20 protein-coding genes are annotated in these 21,825 nt (G+C 75.0%); 7 read left to right on the forward strand and 13 right to left on the reverse strand.

All coding sequences use genetic code 11. The features are described 5' to 3' along the window. Positions 1-5: 5 nt before the first annotated feature. Together RIN80_RS02565 and RIN80_RS02570 are read right to left on the reverse strand one after the other, a co-directional pair. Entirely contained in the window at positions 6-767 is a 762-nt protein-coding gene (locus tag RIN80_RS02565; RefSeq protein ID WP_309093805.1) for a GntR family transcriptional regulator, read from the reverse strand. A 167-nt stretch (positions 768-934) separates the two neighbouring features. Then, positions 935-1,816: an RNA polymerase sigma-70 factor gene (locus tag RIN80_RS02570; protein WP_309093806.1), complete on the reverse strand. Its 882-nt coding sequence runs from the start codon at positions 1,814-1,816 to the stop codon at positions 935-937. 183 nt (positions 1,817-1,999) lie between these two features. Here RIN80_RS02570 and RIN80_RS02575 point away from each other — a divergent pair, with 183 nt between their 5' ends. From RIN80_RS02575 to RIN80_RS02590, 4 genes are all read left to right on the forward strand, one after another. After that, positions 2,000-2,830, forward strand: a complete 831-nt coding sequence (locus tag RIN80_RS02575; protein ID WP_309093807.1) for an alpha/beta fold hydrolase — start codon at positions 2,000-2,002, stop codon at positions 2,828-2,830. Positions 2,831-2,879: 49 nt separating this feature from the next. Next, positions 2,880-4,322, forward strand: coding sequence for a PLP-dependent aminotransferase family protein (locus RIN80_RS02580; protein WP_309093808.1), 1,443 nt, complete (start codon positions 2,880-2,882; stop codon positions 4,320-4,322). Between the two features lie 127 nt (positions 4,323-4,449). After that, positions 4,450-6,012 (forward strand): alkaline phosphatase D family protein, encoded by a 1,563-nt coding sequence (locus RIN80_RS02585; protein ID WP_309093809.1) that lies wholly within the window; start codon positions 4,450-4,452, stop codon positions 6,010-6,012. A gap of 109 nt (positions 6,013-6,121) precedes the next feature. Next, positions 6,122-7,381 (forward strand): GNAT family N-acetyltransferase, encoded by a 1,260-nt coding sequence (locus RIN80_RS02590; RefSeq protein WP_309093810.1) that lies wholly within the window; start codon positions 6,122-6,124, stop codon positions 7,379-7,381. A 9-nt stretch (positions 7,382-7,390) separates the two neighbouring features. Here RIN80_RS02590 and RIN80_RS02595 read toward each other — a convergent pair whose 3' ends face one another. Beyond that, complete coding sequence (locus tag RIN80_RS02595; RefSeq protein ID WP_309093811.1) at positions 7,391-8,608, reverse strand: PLP-dependent transferase; 1,218 nt, start codon at positions 8,606-8,608, stop codon at positions 7,391-7,393. A 59-nt stretch (positions 8,609-8,667) separates the two neighbouring features. Between RIN80_RS02595 and RIN80_RS02600 the strand changes: the two genes are divergently transcribed. Together RIN80_RS02600 and RIN80_RS02605 are read left to right on the forward strand one after the other, a co-directional pair. Further along, positions 8,668-9,159 (forward strand): Lrp/AsnC family transcriptional regulator, encoded by a 492-nt coding sequence (locus RIN80_RS02600; protein WP_309093812.1) that lies wholly within the window; start codon positions 8,668-8,670, stop codon positions 9,157-9,159. 31 nt (positions 9,160-9,190) lie between these two features. After that, positions 9,191-10,882 (forward strand): DUF885 domain-containing protein, encoded by a 1,692-nt coding sequence (locus tag RIN80_RS02605; protein WP_309093813.1) that lies wholly within the window; start codon positions 9,191-9,193, stop codon positions 10,880-10,882. On the opposite strand, the gene RIN80_RS02610 is transcribed toward RIN80_RS02605, so the two are convergent. The 3 genes from RIN80_RS02610 to RIN80_RS02620 all read right to left on the reverse strand — a co-directional run bounded on the left by RIN80_RS02610 (position 10,883) and on the right by RIN80_RS02620 (position 12,852). Next, positions 10,883-11,716: an SDR family oxidoreductase gene (locus tag RIN80_RS02610; protein ID WP_309093814.1), complete on the reverse strand. Its 834-nt coding sequence runs from the start codon at positions 11,714-11,716 to the stop codon at positions 10,883-10,885. A 98-nt stretch (positions 11,717-11,814) separates the two neighbouring features. Next, the gene (locus tag RIN80_RS02615) at positions 11,815-12,333 is read right to left on the reverse strand and encodes an immunity 21 family protein (protein WP_309093815.1); all 519 of its coding nucleotides are present in this window, start codon (positions 12,331-12,333) and stop codon (positions 11,815-11,817) included. Between the two features lie 45 nt (positions 12,334-12,378). Next, on the reverse strand, positions 12,379-12,852 hold the full coding sequence (locus RIN80_RS02620) for a rhodanese-like domain-containing protein (RefSeq protein WP_309093816.1): 474 nt from the start codon (positions 12,850-12,852) through the stop codon (positions 12,379-12,381). A gap of 94 nt (positions 12,853-12,946) precedes the next feature. Between RIN80_RS02620 and RIN80_RS02625 the strand changes: the two genes are divergently transcribed. Then, positions 12,947-13,393, forward strand: a complete 447-nt coding sequence (locus RIN80_RS02625; protein WP_309093817.1) for an Lrp/AsnC family transcriptional regulator — start codon at positions 12,947-12,949, stop codon at positions 13,391-13,393. A gap of 2 nt (positions 13,394-13,395) precedes the next feature. Here RIN80_RS02625 and RIN80_RS02630 read toward each other — a convergent pair whose 3' ends face one another. From RIN80_RS02630 to RIN80_RS02660, 7 genes are all read right to left on the reverse strand, one after another. Further along, positions 13,396-16,392, reverse strand: coding sequence for an SMC family ATPase (locus RIN80_RS02630; protein WP_309093818.1), 2,997 nt, complete (start codon positions 16,390-16,392; stop codon positions 13,396-13,398). Beyond that, positions 16,389-17,552, reverse strand: coding sequence for an exonuclease SbcCD subunit D (locus RIN80_RS02635; RefSeq protein WP_309093819.1), 1,164 nt, complete (start codon positions 17,550-17,552; stop codon positions 16,389-16,391). The genes RIN80_RS02630 and RIN80_RS02635 overlap by 4 nt, the downstream gene beginning before the upstream one ends. A gap of 108 nt (positions 17,553-17,660) precedes the next feature. After that, complete coding sequence (locus tag RIN80_RS02640; protein ID WP_309093820.1) at positions 17,661-18,287, reverse strand: YigZ family protein; 627 nt, start codon at positions 18,285-18,287, stop codon at positions 17,661-17,663. Positions 18,288-18,314: 27 nt separating this feature from the next. Further along, positions 18,315-18,857 carry a histidine phosphatase family protein gene (locus RIN80_RS02645; RefSeq protein ID WP_309093821.1) on the reverse strand — a complete coding sequence of 181 codons (543 nt, stop codon included), beginning with the start codon at positions 18,855-18,857 and terminating at the stop codon, positions 18,315-18,317. Then, positions 18,854-19,663, reverse strand: coding sequence for a hypothetical protein (locus RIN80_RS02650; RefSeq protein WP_309093822.1), 810 nt, complete (start codon positions 19,661-19,663; stop codon positions 18,854-18,856). The genes RIN80_RS02645 and RIN80_RS02650 overlap by 4 nt, the downstream gene beginning before the upstream one ends. A gap of 16 nt (positions 19,664-19,679) precedes the next feature. Beyond that, positions 19,680-20,510 carry an ABC transporter ATP-binding protein gene (locus tag RIN80_RS02655; RefSeq protein ID WP_309093823.1) on the reverse strand — a complete coding sequence of 277 codons (831 nt, stop codon included), beginning with the start codon at positions 20,508-20,510 and terminating at the stop codon, positions 19,680-19,682. Positions 20,511-20,776: 266 nt separating this feature from the next. Continuing rightward, positions 20,777-21,769 carry an iron chelate uptake ABC transporter family permease subunit gene (locus RIN80_RS02660; RefSeq protein WP_309093857.1) on the reverse strand — a complete coding sequence of 331 codons (993 nt, stop codon included), beginning with the start codon at positions 21,767-21,769 and terminating at the stop codon, positions 20,777-20,779. Positions 21,770-21,825 lie beyond the last annotated feature (56 nt).

Consider the following 21,825-nt stretch of genomic DNA (forward strand, 5'->3'; position numbering starts at 1 on the left):
GACGCTCAGGACGCCTTCCGTTCCGGCCCCGTGTGGATCTCCACGCCCCCCGCGTCACCGAAGGTCAGCCGGCAGGTGTCGGCGCGGTACGTCGCGACCGACAGCGCGGCCGTGCGCCCGGCCGCGACGAAGCGGGTCGTGACGACGAGGACGGGCGCCCCGGGCAGCCGGTCCAGTTCCTTCGCGTCGTCCGCCCCGGCGGAGCCGAGCTCCACCGCGTTCTCCTGCCGCTCCAGCTCCCGCCGCTGCAGCTCGCGCAGCACCGCACGCGCGCGAGCCGCCCCGGACGGCGCGTCGATGCCGGAGAGCTCCGGCACCGAGAAGTCGGGGACGTAGAGCAGTTCGGCGGCCACCGGCCGGCCGTGCGAGACGCGGGAGCGGCGCACGATGTGCACGGGCTCGTCACGGCCCGCCTCCAGGGCGTCGGCGACGGCCGCGGGCGGCACCGCCGCCGTGCAGTCGACCGGCTGCCAGGCGTCCGCGGGGCCGCCCGGCCAGGTGTGCGGGCCGGTGCCGAGGGAGACGCCCATGCGCGGCGGCGCGACGGTCGTGCCGACACCGCGGCGGCGCTGCAGCCTGCCTTCCAGTTCGAGTTGCTCCAGGGCCTGGCGGAGCGTGGCGCGGGCGACGCCGAAACGGGCCGCCAGATCACGCTCGTTGGGCAGGATCTCCCCCACGGAGAAGTCCGAGTCGAGCGCTTGGCTGAGCACGGTCTTGAGATGCCAGTACTTCGGTTCCGGCACCGATTCCAGCTGCGTGGTCCCCACCCTGTCCTCCGCAATAGCCGTGGCCGGCGGCGTTTTAGCGCCCTTGTTTATTAAAGGTTGTTGCACTTCTCTGCGACCATAGGGCGGCCCTGATCCTTGGTCAAGACCAATGCCGGGAACGTTCACGGCACGGCAACACGGCCTTGGCGGTGCCGCGACGGCCCCCGTCAGACGGCCAGCGACCGCAGCTTGTCGGGGTTGCGCACGACGTACACGGCCTGGATGCGCCCGTCGGCGACGTCGAGCTGGAAGACCGAGTCGGGCTTGTCGCCGGACAGGACCAGCACGGCCGGGCCGCCGTTGACCTCCAGGAACCGCACGGAGAAGTCGTGCAGGCCCTTGCGCGCGGCGCCCACGAGGAAGCGGCCCACCTTGTCCGCGCTCTCCAGCACCCGCAGCGGCGCCCGGGCCTTGCCGCCGCTGTCGCCGACCAGCCGGACGTCCGGGGCGAGCAGTGCCATCAGCCCTTCGAGGTCGCCCTCGGCGGCGGCGGCGAGGAACCGTTCGGTGAGGTCGCGGCGCTGGGCGGGGTCGACCTCGTAGCGCGGCCTGCCCTCCTCGACGTGTTTGCGGGCCCGCCCGGCGAGCTGACGCACCGCCGGTTCGCCGCGGTCGAGCATGGCGGCGATGTCGGCGTACGGGAAGCCGAAGGCCTCGCGCAGCACGAACACCGCCCGTTCCAGCGGTGACAGCGACTCCAGGACGACGAGGACGGCGAGCGAGACGGAGTCGGCGAGCACGGCCCGCTCGGCGGTGTCCGGCACGGTGGCGCCGAAGTCGGTGACGTACGGCTCCGGCAGCCAGGGGCCGACGTAGGTCTCGCCGCGGGACTTGATCTGGCGCAGCCGGTCGATGGCGAGGCGGGTGGTGATCCGGACGAGGTAGCCGCGCGGTTCGCGCACGTCCGCGTGGTCGGCGCCGGACCAGCGCAGCCAGGCGTCCTGGACGACGTCCTCCGCGTCGGCCACGCGGCCCAGCATGCGGTAGGCGACGCCCAGCAGGACGGGGCGGTGTGCTTCGAACACGTCGGTCGCGGTCTCGGTGGTCACGGCTCCATCCCAGCCCACGGCCGCGGCCCTGTCCAGGCGGAACCGCCTGTTCCCAGGACAAGTCCGGGCACGTCGGCGCGCTGTGGCCCGGACACGCGGTGACATCCCGGCCCTACCCGTCGGTAGCAATTGCTGACAAGCTGTCTACGGCGTCCGTCAGCGAGTCCAGCCGAGGAGCACCGCATGCCCACCACCGTCTCCTTCCCCGTCGCCACCGCGCGCGGCGCACAGCACGTGACCCTCGCCTACACCCGCAGGGGCAGCGGCGAGCCCCTCCTGCTGCTGCACGGCATCGGCCACCACCGGCAGGTCTGGGACCCGGTGCTCCCGGCGCTGGCCGCCGAGCGCGACGTGATCGCCGTGGACCTGCCCGGCTGCGGTGAGTCGCCGGCGCTCCCGGACGGCATGGCGCACGACCTGCCGACGATGAGCGCCGTGCTGGTGGCGCTGTGCGCGGCGCTGGAGATCGAACGGCCGCACGTGGCGGGCAACTCGCTGGGCGGCCTGCTGGCCCTGGACCTGGGCCGGGCGCGGCTGGTGCGGTCCGTCACGGCCCTGTCCCCCGCCGGGTTCTGGAACGACGCCGAACGGCGCTACGCCTTCACGGTGCTGAGCGCGATGCGGCGCATCGCCCGGCGGATCCCGCCGCCCGTGGTCGAGCGGCTGGCCCGCCCGGCGATCGGCCGGACCCTGCTGACGAGCACCATCTACGCCCGGCCGGGACGCCGCTCCCCCGAGGCCGTGGTCGCCGAGACGCTCGCGCTGGCCCGGGCCCAGGGCTTCTCGGAGACACTCCGCTCGGGCCGGACCGTGCAGTTCACCGACGACATCGTCGGCACGCCGGTCACCGTGGCGTGGGGCAACCGGGACCGGCTGCTCATCCCCCGCCAGGGCGTGCGCGCCAAGAGCGTCATCCCGAAGGCTCGCCTGGTGCGGCTGCCCGGCTGCGGCCACGTCCCCATGAACGACGACCCGGCGCTGGTGGCCCGGGTCGTCCTCGACGGCAGCCGCTGACCCCACGGTCGCGACCGCCCCGGCCCGGGAGCCTCTAAGGTCTCCCCTCATGAGGGCAACGCAGAGCGATGCGGGCGAAGATGCCGCGTCCGCGGCCTGGGAGCTGCTCCTCCCGGCCGCTTCGGCACCGGCACGCACGCGTGGCCGCTCCCTGCAGGCGGCGCTGCGCGAGGCGGTCCGCTCGGGCCGGCTGGCACCGGGCACCCGGCTGCCGTCGAGCCGGGATCTCGCCGCCGACCTGGGGGTGTCACGGGGACTGGTCACGGAGGCGTACGAGCAGCTGACGGCGGAGGGTTACCTGCGCAGCGGCCGGGGTGCCGGGACCTGGGTGGGCGCGGCCGTACGGGCCGCGCCGCCGCGCGCGCACGACCTCGCCCCGCGCTCGCCCGGCACCCGCGCGGACTTCGTACCCGGGACACCGGACCTCGCGCTGTTCCCGCGCTCGGCGTGGGCGGCCGCCCAGCGCGGCGTGCTGGCCGAGCTGCCGCACCAGGAGCTGGGCTATCCGGATCCGCGCGGGCTGCCCCGGCTGCGGACGGCCCTGGCCGAACTGCTGGCCCGGCGGCGGGGCGTGGTGGCCGACCCGGAGCGGATCGTGGTGGTCTCCGGGGTCGCCCAGGCGACGACCCTGCTCGGTTTCGCGCTGCACGCGCGCGGGGTGCGTACGGTCGGGGTGGAGGACCCCGGCAGTCCCCAGCACGACACGCTGTACGCGGCGGCCGGGGTCCGGGCCGTACCCGTGCCCGTGGACGGTGAGGGGGTCGCCCTGGAGCCGCTGCGGGCGTCGGGCGTGCGGGCCGTGGTGACGACACCGGCCCACCAGTTCCCCACCGGCATCGCCTGCTCGGCCCGCCGCCGCGCCGGACTGCTGGACTGGGCGCGGTCCGTGGACGGCATCGTCCTCGAGGACGACTACGACGGCGACTTCCGCTACGACCGCGCCCCCGTCGGCGCCCTCCAGGGGCTCGACCCGGACCACGTCGCCTACACGGGCTCGGTCAGCAAGTCGCTCGCCCCGGGCCTGCGGCTGGGCTGGCTGCTGGTGCCGGAGTCATGGACGGAGGACGTCGTCGAGCGCAAACGCACCATGGATCTCGGCCACCCCGCCCTCGACCAGGCCCTGTTCGCCCGTTTCCTGGAGCGCGGCGACTACGACCGCCAGCTCCGCCGCTGCCAGCGCGCCTACCGGGAGCGGCGCGACGCCCTGGTCGCCGCCCTGGAGGCGCACTTCCCCGGCTCCCGGGTGTCCGGGATCGCCGCGGGACTGCACGTCATCGCCACGCTGCCGGAGCGGTACGGCCCCGAGGAGCGGTTCCTCGCGCGCGTGGCGGCGTCCGGGGTAGCGGTGCGCCCGCTGTCGGCCTACGCCCACGCTCCCGGCGGGCAGGGCGCCGAGGCGAAGGAGGTCCGGCTCGTGCTGGGCTACGCGCACGTGCCGCCCGCCCGGATCGCCGAGGGTGTGCGGCTGATGGCGCAGGCCGCCACCGGCTGACACCGTCCCCGGCCCGGGCTCCCTCACCCCGCGGTCGGTTGTTCACTTGGGGTTGGTGTGGGCGCTGCGGCGTGCCAGTAGTTGTGGCTGTGCACACTGGCCGGATCCCGTCCCTGGAGGCGTATCCATGTCCCACCGTCCGTTCCCCGGGCGCCGTAGCGTCCTGCGCGGCTCCCTCGCCGCGTCGGCGGCCCTGTCCCTGCCCACCGCGCTCGGCGCGGCGCCCGCCTTCGCGCGCTCGGGGCGTCCCGCCGCGGGCTGGGGTGTCCAGACCGGAGACGTGACCTGCGACTCCGGGCTGGTGTGGGTGCGCTCCGACCGGCCGGCCCGGATGATCGTCGAGACGTCGGCCACCGAGTCGTTCCGCAACCCGCGCAGATGGCACGGCCCGCTGCTGGGCTCCGGCACGGACTTCACCGGCACGACCCGGCTGCGCGGCCTGCCGCCCGGCGAGCAGATCCACTACCGGGTGCTGCTCGCCGACCCGGACGACCCGCGCCGCACGGGCGAGCCGGTCACCGGCACCTTCCGTACGGCCTCCGTGAAGCGGCGCGACGGGGTGCGCTTCGTCTGGTCCGGCGACCTGGCCGGTCAGGGCTGGGGCATCAACCCGGAGTTCGGCGGTTACACGATCTACAACGCGATGGCCGCGCTGGACCCCGACTTCTTCCTGTGCAGCGGTGACAACATCTACGCCGACGGCCCGATCAGCGCGACCGTGGCCCTGCCGGACGGCCGCACCTGGCGGAACGTCACCACCGAGGAGAAGGCGAAGGTCGCCGAGACGCTCGGGGAGTTCCGCGGCAACTTCCGCTACAACCTGCTCGACGAGAACCTGCGGGCCTTCAACGCCCGGGTGCCGTCCATCATCCAGTGGGACGATCACGAGGTCACCAACAACTGGTACCCGGGCGAGATGCTCACCGACGCCCGGTACACCGAGAAGCGCGTCGACGTGCTCGCCGCCCGGGCCCGCCAGGCGTTCTCGGAGTACTTCCCGATCTCCACGCTGCGCCGCCCCGACGGCCGGGTCTACCGGGTGCAGCACCACGGCCCGCTGCTGGACGTCTTCGTCCTGGACATGCGCACCTACCGCAACGCCAACTCCCCCGGTACCCAGCCCGCCGACGCGCAGGGCATCCTGGGGCGCGAGCAGCTGGAGTGGCTCAAGCGCGAGCTGTCCCGCTCCCGGGCGGTGTGGAAGGTGATCGCCTCCGACATGCCGCTCGGCCTGGTCGTGCCGGACGGCACGGACATCGAGGCCGTCGCCCAGGGCGACCCGGGCAAGCCGCTCGGCCGTGAGCTGCAGATCGCCGAGGTGCTGCGGCACATCAAGCACCGGCGGATCACCGGCACGGTGTGGCTGACCGCCGACGTGCACCACACCTCGGCCCAGCACTACCAGCCGTCGAAGGCCGCCTTCACCGACTTCGAGCCGTTCTGGGAGTTCGTCTCGGGCCCGCTGAACGCCGGTGCCTTCCCGGCGAGCGCGCTGGACGCGACCTTCGGTCCTGAGCGGGTGTTCGTGAAGGCCCCCACCACCGCCAACGTCTCACCGGCCGGCGGTTACCAGTTCTTCGGCGAGGTCGACATCGACGGCGGCAGCGGCGAGCTGACGGTGCGTCTGCGCGAGCAGGACGGCACCGTGCTGTTCACCAAGGTCCTTCAGCCGGGACGGGTGGGCCAGTAGGTACGGAACGCAACGTTTGAAGCGTCGACAATGGGGGGAAACTGGCCCCTTTACCCTCTGGTCACAGTGCGTTCTCGATCGCGCAACACCGTTCCGTCACAGTGGGTGCATGACGCGAGAAGTGACCCAGGTGCCGCACCGGAACGACGACTGCCGACCCGCCACCCGGTGGCAGCGGTTCGCGGAGGCGTTCCGGTCCCGGCGAACACGACGCCACGAACACGCGCCGCCGACGAGTGATACCGAGTCCCCGGCACCGGAGCCGGTGCCGGGGGCGCACACCCTGTGGCGGATGCGGACCACGGTGAAGGACGAACCGGGATCCCTGGCCGCCCTGTGCGTGGCCCTGGCCGGGCACCGGGTCGACATCCTCAGCCTCCAGACGCATCCGCTGGCCGAGGGCACGGTGGACGAGTTCCTGCTGCGGGCCCCCGGCGACCTGCCGGCCTCCGCGATCACCACGGCGGTCTCCTCGGCCGGCGGCAGCGACACCTGGATCGAGCGGGCCGACGCGCACGACCTGGTGGACGCGCCGACCCGGGTGCTCTCCCTCGCCGCCCGCACCGCCCTGGACGCGGCGGAACTGCCGCTGGCGCTGCGCCAGTTGCTGGGCCGGTGCACCATCCGCTCGCAACCCGCACCGGCCGGTGGCGACCGGATGGCGGGCGGCCTGCCCGTGGAGGGCGCCCTCGACGACACGGTGATGCGGCTGCGCGCCCCCGAGGGCGGAGTGATCACCGTGGAGCGGCCCTATCTGCCCTTCACCCCGACCGAGTTCGCCCGGGCCCGGGCCCTGGTCGAACTGGACACCCGGCTCGGGCCGCGCGTCCCGCGCGGCCGGGACGTGCTGACCCTCGCCGAGGGCAGCGACATCACCGTGCGGCGGGCCGACACCCGTGACCTGGGGGCGGCCAGGGCGATGCACGAACGGTGCTCGGCGCGCACGCTGAAGTTGCGCTACCACGGGCCGGTCGGCGATGCCGACCGGTATCTCAACCACCTGCTGAGCCCGCGCTTCGGCCGCACCCTCGCCGTGCAGACCGCCTCCGGGCGGATCGTCGGGCTCGGTCACCTCCTGTGGGACGGGGACGAGACGGAAGTCGCGCTGCTCGTCGAGGACGCCTGGCAGCGCCGGGGCGTGGGCGCGGAGCTGCTGGGACGGCTGGTCGCGTTGGCCCGCGAGGCCGGGTGCGCGAGTGTGTACGCCGTGACGCAGGCGTCCAACACGGGGATGGTCGCCGCGATGCGGGGGCTCGGGCTGCCGCTCGACTACCAGGTCGAGGAGGGGACGCTGGTCATCACGGCGCGGCTGGATGAGTCCGTGGTGACGACCGGTGCGGAGGAACTGGGGAGCGCCTCCGCGCCGTAGGAGCGTGGGTCAGTGGGCGGGCGCGGGTACGTGGTGGCCGGTCGCGCCGCTCCCCGCGCCCCTTTCGGGGCGCTTCAGGGCCTGGTCGAGATCCGACCAGAGGTCCTCAAGGTCCTCCAGGCCCACGGACATGCGCAGCAGCCGGTCGCTCACCCCCGCGCCCCTGCGGTCCTCCGCGTCCACGATGCGGTGGCTGATGGACGCCGGGTGCTGGATGAGGGTGTCGACGCTGCCGAGGCTGACCGCCGGGGTGATGAGGCGCACCCCGGCGATGACCTCGTGCGGGTCGCCGTCGACCTCGAAGGCGACCATGGCGCCGCCGATCCGGGGGTAGTGGACCCGAGTCACGCGCGGGTCGGCGGCGAGGCGGCGGGCGAGTTCGGCCGCCGTGGCGGAGGCGGCCCGGACCCGGACCGGCAGGGTGGACAGGCCGCGCAGCAGCAGATAGCCGGCCAGCGGGTGCAGGACGCCGCCGGTGGCGAAGCGCACCTGCCGCAGCCGGCCCGCGAACTCCTCGTCGCAGGCGACCACGCCCGCCAGCACGTCCCCGTGCCCGCCGAGGTACTTGGTGGCGCTGTGCAGCACCAGCCGCGCCCCCTGCCCGGCCGGACGCTGGAGGACCGGCGTGGCGAAGGTGTTGTCCACCAGCAGCGGCACCGAGCCGCAGGCGTGCGCCACGGCCCGCAGGTCGACCTCGGCGAGGGTCGGGTTGGCCGGGGACTCCACCATGACCAGACCGGTGTCCGGGCGCAGCGCGTCGGCGACACCGGCCGGGTCGGTCCAGGTGACCTCCGTGCCGAGCAGCCCGGCGGTGAGCAGGTGGTCGCTGCAGCCGTACAGGGGGCGTACGGCGACGACGTGGCGCAGGCCCGTCGCGCCGCGCACCAGGAGGACGGCGCTCAGCGCGGCCATGCCGCTGGCGAAGGCGACCGCCGCCTCGGTGCCCTCCAGACGGGCCAGGGCGGTCTCGAAGCGGGCGACGGTCGGGTTGCCCAGCCGCCCGTACACGGGCGGGCCGTCCGGCTCGGCGCCGGTGGCGGCGAAGGCGTCGATCCGGGCCGCCTCGCCGCGGCTGTCGTACGAGGGGTAGGTGGTGGACAGGTCGATCGGCGGGGCGTGCAGTCCCTGCCGGGCGAGGTCGTCCCGGCCGGCGTGCACGGCCTCGGTGGCGAGTGCTCGCGGTGCGGTGCGTACGTCGTCGTAGGCGCCCATGCTCGCTGTGTCCATGACGGAAGGGTGAACACCGGCCGGGCCGGCGGCGGCGAACCCCGTGCTACGTTCGGCCGATGGCCGAATCTGTCGTACTGGACCCGGTTGATCTTCACCTTCTGCGGCTGTTGCAGAACGACGCCCGGGCGACGTACCGGGATCTCGCCGCGCAGGTCGGGGTGGCGCCGTCGACCTGTCTGGACCGGGTGGCCCGGCTGAGGCGCTCGGGGGTGATCCTCGGGCACCGGCTGGAGCTGGATCCGGCCAAGCTGGGGCGCGGGTTGCAGGCGCTGCTGTCGGTGCAGGTCAGGCCGCACCGGCGGGAGCTGGTCGGGCCGTTCGTGGAGCGGATCCGGGCGTTGCCGGAGTCGCGGACGGTCTTCCATCTGACCGGTCCCGACGACTATCTGGTCCATGTCGCGGTCGCCGACATGGCCGATCTGCAGCGGCTCGTGCTGGACGAGTTCACGGCGCGGCGGGAGGTGGCCCGGGTGGAGACCCGGCTGATCTTCCAGCAGTGGGAGTGCGGGCCGCTGCTGCCGCCTTCGCCCACGGCTCAATCCGCGTGACGTGCGCGGTGCGTCGTACGAGGATGGCCGCATGTCAGAGATCAAGAGCCCGCTGCCCCGTGAGGTCGCCGACGCGTACGTCGACGAACTCGTCGCCCTCGACCCGATCACCGGCACGTTCCTCGGCGTCTCCGAGAGTTCCAGCAGGCTGCCCGACACCTCCCCCGCGGGCCAGGAGGCGCTCGCGGAGCTGGCGCGCCGGACGCTGGCCCTGCTGGACGAGGCCGAGCGGCGGCCCGGGGCGGACAGCGACATCGAGCGCCGCTGCGCCCGGCTGCTGCGCGAGCGGCTCACCGCCGAACTGGCCGTGCACGAGGCCGACGAGAGCCTGCGCTCCGTCAGCAACCTCAGCTCGATCGCGCACGCGGTGCGCCAGGTGTTCACCGTGACCCCGGCGCAGACCGAGCAGGACTGGGCGGCGATCACCGAGCGGCTGCGCGCGGTCCCGGCGGCGCTGGACGGCTACCGCGAGTGCCTCGCCCTCGGCCTGGAGCGCAAGCTGTACGCCGGGCCCCGCGCCACGGCCACCTTCGTGGACCAGCTCGGCGAGTGGGCCGACGCGGACGGCCGGGGGCACGGCTGGTTCGAGCGGTACGCGGCCGCCGGCCCCGAGGCGCTGCGCACGGAGCTGGACCCGGCGGCCCGCGCGGCCACGGAAGCCGTGGTGGCGCTGCGCGACTGGATGCGGGACGTGTACGCGCCGGCGATCGAGGGCGCGCCGGACGTGGTGGGCCGGGAGCGGTACGCGCGCTGGGTCCGCTATTTCAACGGCACGGACCTCGACCTGGACGAGGCGTACGCCTACGGCTGGTCCGAGTACCACCGCCTCCTCGGCGAGATGAAGGCCGAGGCGGAGAGGATCCTGCCGGGCGCGGCCACACCGTGGGTGGCGCTGGCCCATCTCGACGAGCACGGCACGCACATCGAGGGCGTCGACGAGGTGCGCGACTGGCTGCAGGGCCTGATGGACGAGGCGATGGAAGCGCTCGACGGCACCCACTTCGACCTGGCCGAGCGGGTGCGCCGGGTCGAGTCGCGCATCGCGCCCCCGGGCAGCGCCGCGGCCCCGTACTACACGCCGCCGTCGGACGACTTCTCCCGCCCGGGCTGCACGTGGCTGCCGACCATGGGCAAGGACCGCTTCCCGGTCTACGACCTGGTGTCGACCTGGTACCACGAGGGCGTGCCCGGCCACCACCTCCAGCTCGCCCAGTGGAAGCACGTGGCCGCGGATCTCTCCCGCTACCAGGCGAGCGTCGGCATGGTCAGCGCCAACGCCGAGGGCTGGGCCCTGTACGCCGAGCGGCTGATGGACGAGCTGGGCTTCCTGACCGACGCGGAGCGCCGGCTCGGCTACCTCGACGCGCAGATGATGCGGGCCGTGCGGGTGATCATCGACATCGGCATGCACCTGGAGCTGACGATCCCGGACGACTCGCCCTTCCACCCCGGCGAGCGCTGGACGCCAGAGCTGGCGCAGGAGTTCTTCGGCGCGCACAGCAGCCGGCCCGCCGACTTCGTGGAGAGCGAGCTGACCCGCTACCTGTCCATGCCGGGCCAGGCCATCGGCTACAAGCTCGGCGAGCGGGCCTGGCTCCTGGGCCGCGAGAACGCCCGCAGGCGCCACGGCGACGCCTTCGACCCGAAGGCCTGGCACATGGCGGCGCTGTCCCAGGGCTCACTGGGGCTGGACGACCTGGTGGACGAGCTGTCCGCCCTGTGATCAGCGTCGGAAGCCGCCCTCGGAGTTGATGACCTCGCCGGTGATCCAGCCCGCCTCGTCGGTCGCGAGCCAGGCGATGAGGCGGGCCGGATCGTCGGGCATCCCCCACCGGCCGGAGGGGAAGCGAGCGGCGACGGCCTCGTAGTCCGCGCCGGTCAGGTAGTCCGTGTCGACCGGGCCGGGGTTGACGGTGTTGACCGTGATCCCCTGCCCGGCGAGCGCGGACGACAGGGAGCGGGTGATGGAGGCCAGGGCGCCCTTCTGGAGGGCGTAGGCGATCTCGCCGTGCATGCCGCCCGCGATGTCCTGGCCCGAGGTCATCATCACCACGCGCCCTCCGGGGCCGGCGGGCCGCAGCCGGGCGTGGGCCTGGACCAGCAGCAGCACGGACCGGGTGTCGACCGCCCAGTGCCGGTCGAGCATCGCGGCGTCGACCTCGTCGAGAGTGCCGTCGAAGCCGCTCTGCGCGTGGTTGGCGACCAGGATGTCGAGGCGTCCGCCGAGCGCCTCGGCGGCACGGGCGACGAGTTCGGCGGGCGCGGCCGGGTCGGCCAGGTCACCCGGGCCCGCGAGGATCCGGGCGGCCGGGTCGCCGAGCGCCTCGCGCACCGAGGCGAGGACGTCCTCGGGACGGTCGGCGCCCCAGGGCTGGGCCACGTCGTGCGGCACGTGGTGGTGGAGGTAGACACTCGCCCCGTAGGCGGCGAGGCGGCGGGCGACGGCGTGCCCGATGCCGCCGCGGCGGCTGGCTCCGGTGACCAGCGCGGTCCGGCCGCGCAGGGGCAGGGGGTCGCGGCGCAGTTCGTCCGGGGTGGGGTGGGGAAGACGTGGCATGGGTGATCCTCGAGAACTCGTGACGGCGGAGCTTCCGCGGCCGGTCGCGGCCACACGGCAGGGCCGCACACCGGTACGGCCCCGGTCCTGAGGGCCGGCTAGCGCGGCGCCAGCAGGCGGAGCTGGACCAGGTCCAGCCAGATCTCCGGACCGGGCTGGACCCGTGCCGCGCGGACGGCGTAGCGGCCGGGCTCCAAGGGGACGCGGACCTGGTCGGCGCCTGTGGGGCCCGTGCCGGGCCAGGCCGCGTCGAACAGCAGGACGGAGCCGGGCACGCTCCAGAGCACCTCCGGCTCCCACTCCGCGGCGGCGATCGCCGACGGGACGCCGGCCAGCAGTTCCGCCTCGGAGTCGCCTGCCCGCCACCGGACGAAGGCGGCCTGCTCGGGCAGGTACGCGGTGGAGGCGGGCTCGTCGCCCAGGACGAGGGCGGTGCAGTCGCCCACCGGCAGCAGTCCGACGCTTCCGTCCACCTCGCAGGCCCGGTCGTAGTCGGAGGCCGTCTCCTCGCCGTCGGCGCCCGCCCAGAACGGCAGGACGGTCTCGGGCACCGCTATCAGCGGCCCGCCGCCCGACTCCACCCACTCCACGACGCCCGGTTCCGCGTATCGCACCATGGCGCACGAACCTACAGGGTCAAGTCGCGGTGTGATCAAGGGGGTTCAGCAGCCGCACTCTCCGCCGTCCACGGGCGCCGTCAGCGGGTCGGCGTCCCGGCGCTCACCGCCCCGCCGGGTCTCGAACGCGAAGCCCTCACGCACCCAGTACTCGAAGCCGCCGAGCATCTCCTTGACCCGGTAGCCGAGTTCGGCGAGGGCCAGGGCCGCCCGCGCGGCCCCGTTGCAGCCGGGGCCCCAGCAGTACGTCACGACCGGCACCGCCGGGTCCAGGAGCTGTCCGGCCCGCTCGGCCACGAGCGCGGTCGGCAGGTGGAGGGCGCCGGGGAGGCGGCCCCGGTCCCAGGCCTCGGTCGAGCGGGAGTCGACGAGGACGAAGCCGGGATCGCCGCCGGACGCGAGCGCGGCGGCGACGTCGGACACGTCGGTGTGGAAGGCGAGGGAGGCGCGGAAGTGGGCTGCGGTCTCGGCCGGCGCGGCGGGGGCGACCCGCAGGACGGGGTTCACGGTGGTGGTCATGACCAGAAAGCTACGGCCGCCGAACCGCTCCCTGAAGCGGCGATCCGTTGCGTTCGGCTTGATCCGCCGGGGATTTCCCTGCTATCCCTCGGCCATGACCGCGTATTCCCCGGACGCCACCGACTGGCGCATCCTCGACGTCCTCCAGCGCGAGGGCCGCGCCAGTTTCGCCGAACTGGCCCGTGCCGTCTCCATGTCCGCGAGCGCGGTCACCGAACGCGTGCGGCGCATGGAGGAGGCCGGGGTCATCCAGGGGTACGCGGCGGTGGTCGACCCGGAGCGGCTCGGGCTGCCGATCCTGGCGTTCGTGCGGCTGCGCTATCCCAACGGCAACTACAAGCCCTTCCACGACCTCGTCGCCGTCACGCCGGAGATCCTGGAGGCGCACCACGTCACCGGCGACGACTGCTTCGTCATCAAGGTGACGGCCCGCTCGATGCGCCACTTGGAGGAGGTGTCCGGGAAGATCGGCGCCCTGGGCTCGGTGACGACGAGCGTCGTGTACTCCTCGCCCCTCCCCCGGCGCCCCCTGGGCCGCTGAGCTCAGCCCGTGCCGCGCTGCCGCAGCACCGAACCGGAGCGGCCCTTGACGACCTCCAGCTGGGCGTGGATCCGGCGCCGCAGGTCGGGCACGTGGCTGACGATGCCGACGCTGCGGTCCCGTTCGCGCAGCGAGTCGAGGACGTCGAGGACCTCGTCGAGGGTCTGGTCGTCGAGACTGCCGAAGCCCTCGTCGATGAAGAGGGTGTCCAGCCGCACCCCGCCCGCCTCGTCCGTGACGACGTCGGCGAGGCCGAGGGCGAGCGCGAGGGAGGCGAAGAACGTCTCGCCGCCCGACAGCGTCGCCGTGTCGCGCTCGCGGCCCGTCCAGGCGTCGACGACGTGCAGTCCGAGCCCGCTGCGCCCGCGCCCGGTGCGGTCGTCGGAGTGGACGAGGGTGTAGCGGCCGGACGACATGCGCCGCAGCCGGACGGTCGCCGCGGCGGCGACCTGTTCCAGCCGGGCCGCGAGGACGTACGACTCCAGGCGCATCCGGCGTTCGTTGTCGGCGGAGGTGCCGGCGGTGAGCCCGGCCATGCGGGCGACCCGGTCGTGCTCCTCGCGCAGCGGCCCCAGCCGGCGCACGGCTTCGGCCGCCCGGGCGGAGAGCCGGTCGAGTTCGGCGCAGCGCCGGGACGCCGCGTCGTGCGCGGAGGCGGCATCGCGCACCCGCCGGGTGGCGAGGTCGGCGGCCCGTTGCGCCGACTCGACGTCGGCCCGGGGCTCCTGGGCCGCCGCGGCCGTGTCGGCCTCGGCGAGCACGGCCCGTACGGCGGCCTCCTCGGTCTGCCAGGCGTCGAGCCGGTGCTGCAGCTCCCGGTGGGCGGCGGGGTCGAGCAACGCGTCGGCCGCCGCCTGCGGGGTCTCGAAGCCGGCGCGGAAGGCGGCGTCGGCGAGCCGCGCGTCGGCGTCCTTGAGCCGCTGGGCGGTGTCCTCGGCGACCCGGGCGGCGTCGGCCGCGTCCGTGAGCAGCGCGGTACGCCGCTGCAGCTGCGCGGCCCGCGCCGCGACGCTGTCCAGGTCGCCCCGCGCCAGGTCCAGCTCCTGTTGCAGCGCGGCCCGTTCGCGGTCGAGCCGCTCCCGGTGACCGACCCGGGCCGCGGCCCGCACGGCGGCTTCCTGCCGGGCGGCGACACGGCGTTCGTGCTCCTGACCGGCCTGCCGCAGCCGCTCCTGCGCGGAGTGCAGCTCGGCGGCGGCGCTCCGGGCGTGCGCGTACTCCCTCTCCAGCTCCTCCACCTCGGCGGCCAGGTGCGCGGTGGGCGTGTCACCGGCCTCGGCGGAGGCGGCGGCCAGCGCCTCGCGTACGGCGGCGAGGCGCTGTTCCTGCTCGGCGCGCTGCGCGTCGGCGCGCCGGTAGGTGGCGAGGGCCTGTTCCTCCGCCTCGCGGTCGACGTGCCCGGCGACCTTGCGGGCGGGGGCGGGGTGCTCGGTGGCACCGCAGACGGCGCAGGGCGCGCCGTCGGTGAGCTGCGCGGCCAGTTCCGCGGCGATGCCGGTGAGGCGCTGTTCCTTGAGTTCGAGCCAGTGCTGCTGGGCGCGCAGCGCCTCCTGCCGCGCGGAGCGGACCTGTTCGACGGCCCGGTCGGTGTCCTCGGCGAGCTGGTCGCGCAGCCGGGCCGCCGTCAGGCGCTGCCGGGCGGGTTCGCGCCGGACGGCGAGCTGTTCGGCGAGGGTTGCGGCCCGCTGCGCGGAGTCGACCCGGTCCTGCAGGGCGGCACGAGTCTCCTCCCAGCCGTCGAGCCAGGCCTCCGCCTCGTGCAGGAGGTCGGCGTCGGCGCGCTCCTGGCGGTCCAGGCCGGTGCGTTCGTCGAGGAGTTCGGCCAGGCGGTGCTCGGCGCGGCGGGCGGAGTCCAGTCCGCCCAGTTCCTCGGCGGCGCGGCGGGCGGCGGCGGCGAGCCCGGCCGCGCCCTCGCCGGCGAAACGCTCGGGCAGCAGCGCACGCGCGCGTGCCTCGGCGTCGGCCGCCCTGCGGTGTTCGGCCTCGGCGGACTCCCGCAGCTGAAGGGCGGGCGCGACCGCCTCGGCCTTGCGGGCCCGCTCCATCAGCGCCTGCGCCCGGCGGTACGCCTCGGCGCCCTGCTCCAGGAGCGCCGCCTTCTCCCGCGCGTCGGCGAACCGGCGCTGCAGCCGGGCGAGTTCGCGTACGTCGTCCAGGGCACGGCCGGTGGCGGCCTGCGCGGACTCGGCGGCGGCGAGCCGGCACGCGGCGACGGTGAGCTGCTCCCGGGCGGTGCTGCGGGCGACGGCGGCGGCGTTCAGCACGGCCTCGGCGAGTCCGGGTTCGCCGGGGGCCAGCTCCGGCAGCTCCATGGCGTCGCCGGCGGCCTGCTGCATGCGGTGGGCGTCGGCGAGCAGCGCGGCGTCGCCCTCCCGGACCCGGGACTCGGTGGCCCGGCGGCGTTCGGCGAGGCGCTTTTCCACGTCGGCGAAGCGGCGGGTGTCGAAGAGGCGGCCCAGGAGCTTGCCGCGGGCCTCGGCGTCCGCGCGCAGGAACCGCGCGAAGTCCCCCTGCGGCAACAGCACGACCTGGCAGAACTGCTCCCGGCTCATGCCGAGCAGCTGGGTGACCTCCTCGCCGATCTCCTGGTGGGAGCGGCTGAGGTCCTTCCACGCCCCGGCCGTGGCGTCGTACTCGCGCAGCCACGTCTGGGCCTTGTCCACCGTCGTGCCCGTGCCGCGCTTCTTGGGGCGTTCCCAGGGCGGCTGGCGGGTGACCTCCAGGCGGCGTCCGGCGACGGTGAGTTCGAGCGTGACCTCGGTACGGGTGGCGGGGGCGGCGTGGTCGCTGCGCAGGGTGGTGCCCTGCCCGCCGCCCTGCCGGGCGCCCGGGACCGAGCCGTAGAGGGCGTAGCACACCGCGTCCAGGACGGATGTCTTGCCCGCGCCGGTCGGTCCGTGCAGCAGGAACAGCCCGGCCGCCGACAGCTCGTCGAAGTCGACGGTCTGGGTACCTCCGAAGGGCCCGAAGGCGGTGAGTGTGAGCCGGTGGAGCCTCACCGGGCCACCTCCCGTACGGCCTCGTCGGCGCGCACCGCGTCGAAGGCGTCGCGCAGCACGCCCTGCTCGTGGGCGTCGGGTCCGGCGCCGCGCACGTGGGCGACGAAGTCCTCGGCGATCTGCTGGTCGCTGCGGCCGGCCAGGCGGCGGACGTAGGACACCTCCGGGTCGTCCTCGGCCCGGTCGGGTTCGAAGACGAGGCTGAGGGTGTGCGGGAAGCGCGCGGTCAGCCGGGCCATCGGGTCCGCCGGGCGGACCGGGTCGGTGAGCGTCGCCTCGACCCAGGCCTCCTCGTGCCGGGCCAGCTCCGGGTCGGCGAGCAGCTCCTCCAGGGGACCCCGGAGGCGGGCCAGGGGGCGCGGCACCGGGCAGTCGACGCGTTCGGCGCTGACGGAGCCGTCGGCGGCGAGGTCGACGAGCCACATGCTCTTGCGGTGGGCCGCCTCCGAGAAGGAGTAGGGCAGCGGGGAGCCGGAGTAGCGGACGCGGTCGGTGAGGGTCTGGCAGCCGTGCAGGTGCCCGAGCGCCACGTAGTCGACGCCGTCGAACACGCCGGCGGGCACCGCTGCGACGCCGCCGACGGTGATGTCCCGCTCGCTGTCACTGGGCTCGCCGCCGGTGACGAAGGCGTGCGCGAGGACGACGGAGCGCGTGCCGGGCGCACGGCCGGCGAGGTCGGCGCGGACCCGGTCCATGGCGGCGGCGAGCACGGCCTCGTGGCCGGCCTTCTCCACTCCGAACTCGTCCTTCACCAGGGCCGGTTCGAGGTAGGGCAGTCCGTAGAAGGCGACGTCGCCGTGGGCGTCGGACAGCACCACCGGGGTGCCGGCCGCCGACGGCTCGGTCCGCAGATGGATGCCGGCCCGCCCGATCAGGCCCGCGCCGACGCCCAGCCGGCGGGCCGAGTCGTGGTTCCCGGAGATCATCACCGTGGGCACGCCGAGGTCCGCGAGACGGTGCAGGGCGTCGTCGAACAGCTCGACCGCGGCGAGCGGCGGCACCGCCCGGTCGTACACGTCTCCCGACACCAGCACCGCGTCCACGGCCCGCTCCCGCACGGTCGTGACGAGGTGGGCGATGAACTCGGCCTGGGCCCCGAGCATGTTGACCCGGTGGAACGCCCGGCCGAGGTGCCAGTCGGAAGTGTGCAGCAGTCTCATGATCCCCCGAGACTAACCGCCGGGTCTGACAGCACGGGCGGTTACTCCCGTATCGACCGTCATCTCCCGCCACGGATGCGACCGTTATGACCGCTTCGATCCGTAACGTCAGGCGTCCCCGTACGCCTCGCCGCCCGCCTCGAAGCCGGCCGTGCCGGAGGTCACGTCGGCGAGCCAGGCCCGGAAGGGCGCGACGTCCGCGTCCGGGAGGGCGATCTCGATGGTGACCGCCTCGCCGTAGCTCACGTCCCGGACCTCGCGTCCGGTGGCGCGCAGGTCGTTCTCCAGCTTCCCGGCCCGCTGGTGGTCGACGGTGACCGTGGCGAGGCGGAACCTGCGGCGGGTGCGCGTGCCGAGGGCGTCCAGGGCCTCGCCGACCGCCCCGCCGTAGGCCCGGATGAGTCCGCCCGCGCCGAGCTTGACCCCGCCGTAGTAGCGGGTGACGACGGCGACGACGTACCGCATGTCGCGGCGCAGCAGCATCTGGAGCATGGGGACGCCGGCGGTGCCGCCGGGTTCGCCGTCGTCGCTCGCCTTCTGCACGGAGGCGTCGGCGCCGATGACGTAGGCCCAGCAGTTGTGGGTGGCGTCGGCGTGCTCCTTGCGGACCGCGGCGATGAACGCCTGGGCCTCCCGCTCGGTGGCCGCCGGTGCGAGGGCGCACAGGAAGCGGGAGCGGTTGACCTCGGTCTCGTGCACGCCCGCGCGGGCGACCGTGCGGTATTCGTCCTGCATCGGGCCAGCCTATGCGCGGGCCCGGGCCTACTTCCTCGCGCCCCGGGGCACGGTCAGGGACGTCAGCAGCGCCGTGCCGGGGCCGAGGTCCCGCCAGGTCGTTCCGCGCCAGGACAGGACGGCGATCGCCGAGGTGGGGAACTTGGTGCGGACCCGTTCCAGGGTGTCGTCGAGGCCGTCGCGCGCCAGGGCGAGGACCAGTTCCTCGAGGCCCGGGTTGTGGCCGATCAACAGCAGCGTCTCCACCTCGGCGGGCACCTCCCGCACGACGGTCAGCAGACCGGCGGGCCCGGCGGCGTACAGGCGCCGGTCGTGGCGGACCGGCGGGGGCGTGCCCCATTCGGCGGCGGCCAGCTCCCAGGTGCGGCGGGCGCGTACGGCGGTGGAGCACAGGGCGAGGTCGGGCAGGCAGTCGGCCTCGGCCAGGGCCCGCCCGGCGGCGGGGGCGTCGCGGCGGCCGCGGGGGGCCAGCGGGCGTTCGTGGTCGGCGACGTCCACGGGCCAGGCGGACTTGGCGTGCCGCAGCACGACCAGGCGGCGCAGCGGACCGGTCCCGGCACGTTCGATCATGAGGAGGTTCCCAGGTCGCGGGTGAGGTCGAGGGCGAGGAGGCGGTCGGCGTGGGCGTAGGTCTCGAAGCGGGCGCCGTCCGGCAGTTCCGGGTCGCCCTCCACCCGGCGCAGGACCTCCAGCACCCCGGGCACGTCGAGGTCGTCCTCCCAGGCGTCGCGCAGCCGCGCCCGCACGTCGTCGGGGACGGGCCGCGACGGTCGGCGGGCCCACCGGGCGACCGCCGTGCGCCAGCGGGCGAGGGTGGTGCGGGCCTCCTCCAGGGCGGCCTCGTCCAGCCGGACGCCGGCGCTGTGGTGCCGGGCGAACAGTGCGAGACGCAGGACGGCGGGGTCGGCGGGGTCGGCCGGGTCGGCGGCGCCGGGAGGGCCGGAGGGTCCGGGAGGGCCGGAGGGACGGGGCGGGTCCGGCCGTACCGGCGCGACGGCGATCCGGAGCCCGTCCGGTGCCGTGCCGCCCTCCGCCGCGACGTGGACGACCTGGGCCTCGCCCAGGCCCGCGCCGACGTCGTGGCTGTCCTCGAAGGGGCGGATGCCGAGGGCCGTGGCCCGGGCCCGCAGCTCGGCCTGGCGGTGGCCGCCGGTCAGCAGGGCCCACACGGGTGTGCCGCCGATCTCCAGGGCCCGCACGAGCAGGTCCGCGACGAGCAGCACCCGCAGGTCCGTCGGTTCGCAGCCGGGCGCGTGTGCCTGGACTCGCGTCAGGCCACGGCGGGCCGGGGCGGCGGCGGCCGGCTCGCCGGTACGGGCGTCGATGATGCGCAGCACGAGGCGAGCGTAGGCGGGCGGGCCCGGACGCGCAGTCATGCGCGCCGCTTTCCGGTCACCGGGGCGGATCCGCCCCGGCCGTCGCCCGGTCCAGCGTGCCCAGGAACCGCACGTGGGGGCGCCCGTCGGGGCCGTCCGGGTGAACGGCGGCCCGCACCCCGTACACCTCGGCGATCAGCTCCTCGGTGAGGACGTCGGCCGGCGTCCCGCCCGCGACGACCCGGCCCGCGCACAGCACGACGACCCGGTCGCAGTACATCGCCGCGAGGTTGAGGTCGTGCAGGGCGACGACGGTGGTGACCGGCAACCGCGCGACCAGGGCGAGCAGGCCGAGCTGGTGGTGGATGTCGAGGTGGTTGGTGGGCTCGTCCAGGAGGAGTTCGCGGGGTTCCTGGGCGAGCGCGCGGGCGATCTGGACACGCTGGCGCTCGCCGCCCGAGAGGGTGTGCCAGCGCCGGTCGGCGCGGTCGGCGAGGCCGGTGCGCTCGAGGGCGGCCCGCACGGCGCGCTCGTCGTCCGCCGAGGCGGGTGTCCAGGCCCGCCGGTGCGGAATGCGGCCCAGGCGTACGACGTCCTCGACCGTCAGCTCGACCTGGGTGTCCGACTGCTGTTCGACGACGGCGAGGCGGCGGGCGACGGTACGGCGGGGCAGGTCGCCCAGCGGCGTGCCGTCGAGGGTGACGATCCCCGCGGTCGGGGTGAGCAGCCCGGCCAGCAGCCGCAGGAGCGTGGACTTGCCGGAGCCGTTGGGGCCGAGGACGCCGACGGTGGAGCCGGGCTCCGGCGCGAGGACGACGCCGTCGAGGATGAGACGTCCGTCGGTCCGACGCCCGACCCGGTCGGCCCGCAGCCCGTCGCCGCGGCACCCGCCCCACTCTGCTCGCACGTCGCCGGCCGGTCGCCCGTCCCGCCCGGGCCCCTCGGCCCCCTCATCTCGCGCCTCGCCGGCACGGCGGCCGTCCCGCCCGGGCCCCAAGTCCCGCCCGGCCCGCGCCTCACCGGCACAGCGACCGGCCTGCTCAGCACCCTCGGCCGACACCTCGCCGGCACGAAGCCCAGCCCGCTCAGCCCCTTCGGCCGGCACCTCGCCGGCACGGCGGCCGTCCCGCCCGGCCCGGCGGCCGGTGCTGTCCGCCGACGGCTCCGCCCCGGTCACCGTGCCCTCCGTGTCCGGTACAGCACGGCCACGAATGCCGGGACCCCGATCAGGGAGGTCACGACGCCCACCGGCACCTCCCGGGGATCCAGGACGGTCCGGGCCAGCGTGTCCACCCACACCAGGAACACCGCACCGGCCAGCGCCGTGACCGGCAGCAGCCGGGCGTGCCCGGGCCCGGCCAGCGCCCGGGCGGCGTGCGGCAGGACCAGCCCGACGAAGCCGATCGCCCCGGCCGAGCTGACCAGCGCCGCTGTGAGCAGGGCCGTGACGCACAGCAGCACCAGCCGGGTACGGGCCACGGACACCCCGAGCGCGGCCGCCGCGTCCTGCCCGAAGGCGAAGGCGTCGAGGGTACGGGCGTACGCGAGGCACACCACCAGGGCCACGGCCAGCACGGCCAGGCACAGCCACACGTCGGTCCAGCCGACCCCGCCGAGGGAGCCGAGGAGCCAGAACAGCACGCCCCGGGTCGTCTCGGCGTCGGCGGAGGTCATCACCACGAAGGACGTGAGCGCCGAGAACAGCTGCATGGCGGCGACCCCGGCGAGGACCACCCGGTCGGTGGTGCCGCCCAGGGTGTGGCTGAGCAGCAGCACCAGCGCGAAGGAGACCAGGGCCCCGAGGAACGCGCCGGCGGAGACGGAGACGGCACCGCCGCCCGCGCCCAGCACGACCACGAGCACCGCGCCGGTGGAGGCGCCCGAGGAGACCCCGAGCACGAACGGATCGGCGAGCGGGTTGCGCAGCAGCGACTGCATCACCGCCCCGCACACGGCGAGTCCGGCCCCGCACACGGCCGCGAGCAGGGTGCGGGGCAGCCGCAGCTGCCAGACGATGCCGTCCCGGATCGGCGTCAGGTCCGAGCTGCCGAGGCCGAGGTGGGAGGCCACCGCGGACCACACCTCACCGACCCGGATGTCGGCGGGGCCGATGGTGAGGGCCACGGCCAGGGAGGCGACGAGTGCGAGGGACCCGGCGGCACCCAGCGCGAGCCCGGTCCGGCGGCGGGGCCGGGCCCCGGCGTCCGCGAGACCCTTGGCGG

This window comes from Streptomyces sp. (assembly GCF_031181705.1).
Taxonomy (GTDB): Bacteria; Actinomycetota; Actinomycetes; order Streptomycetales; family Streptomycetaceae; genus Streptomyces.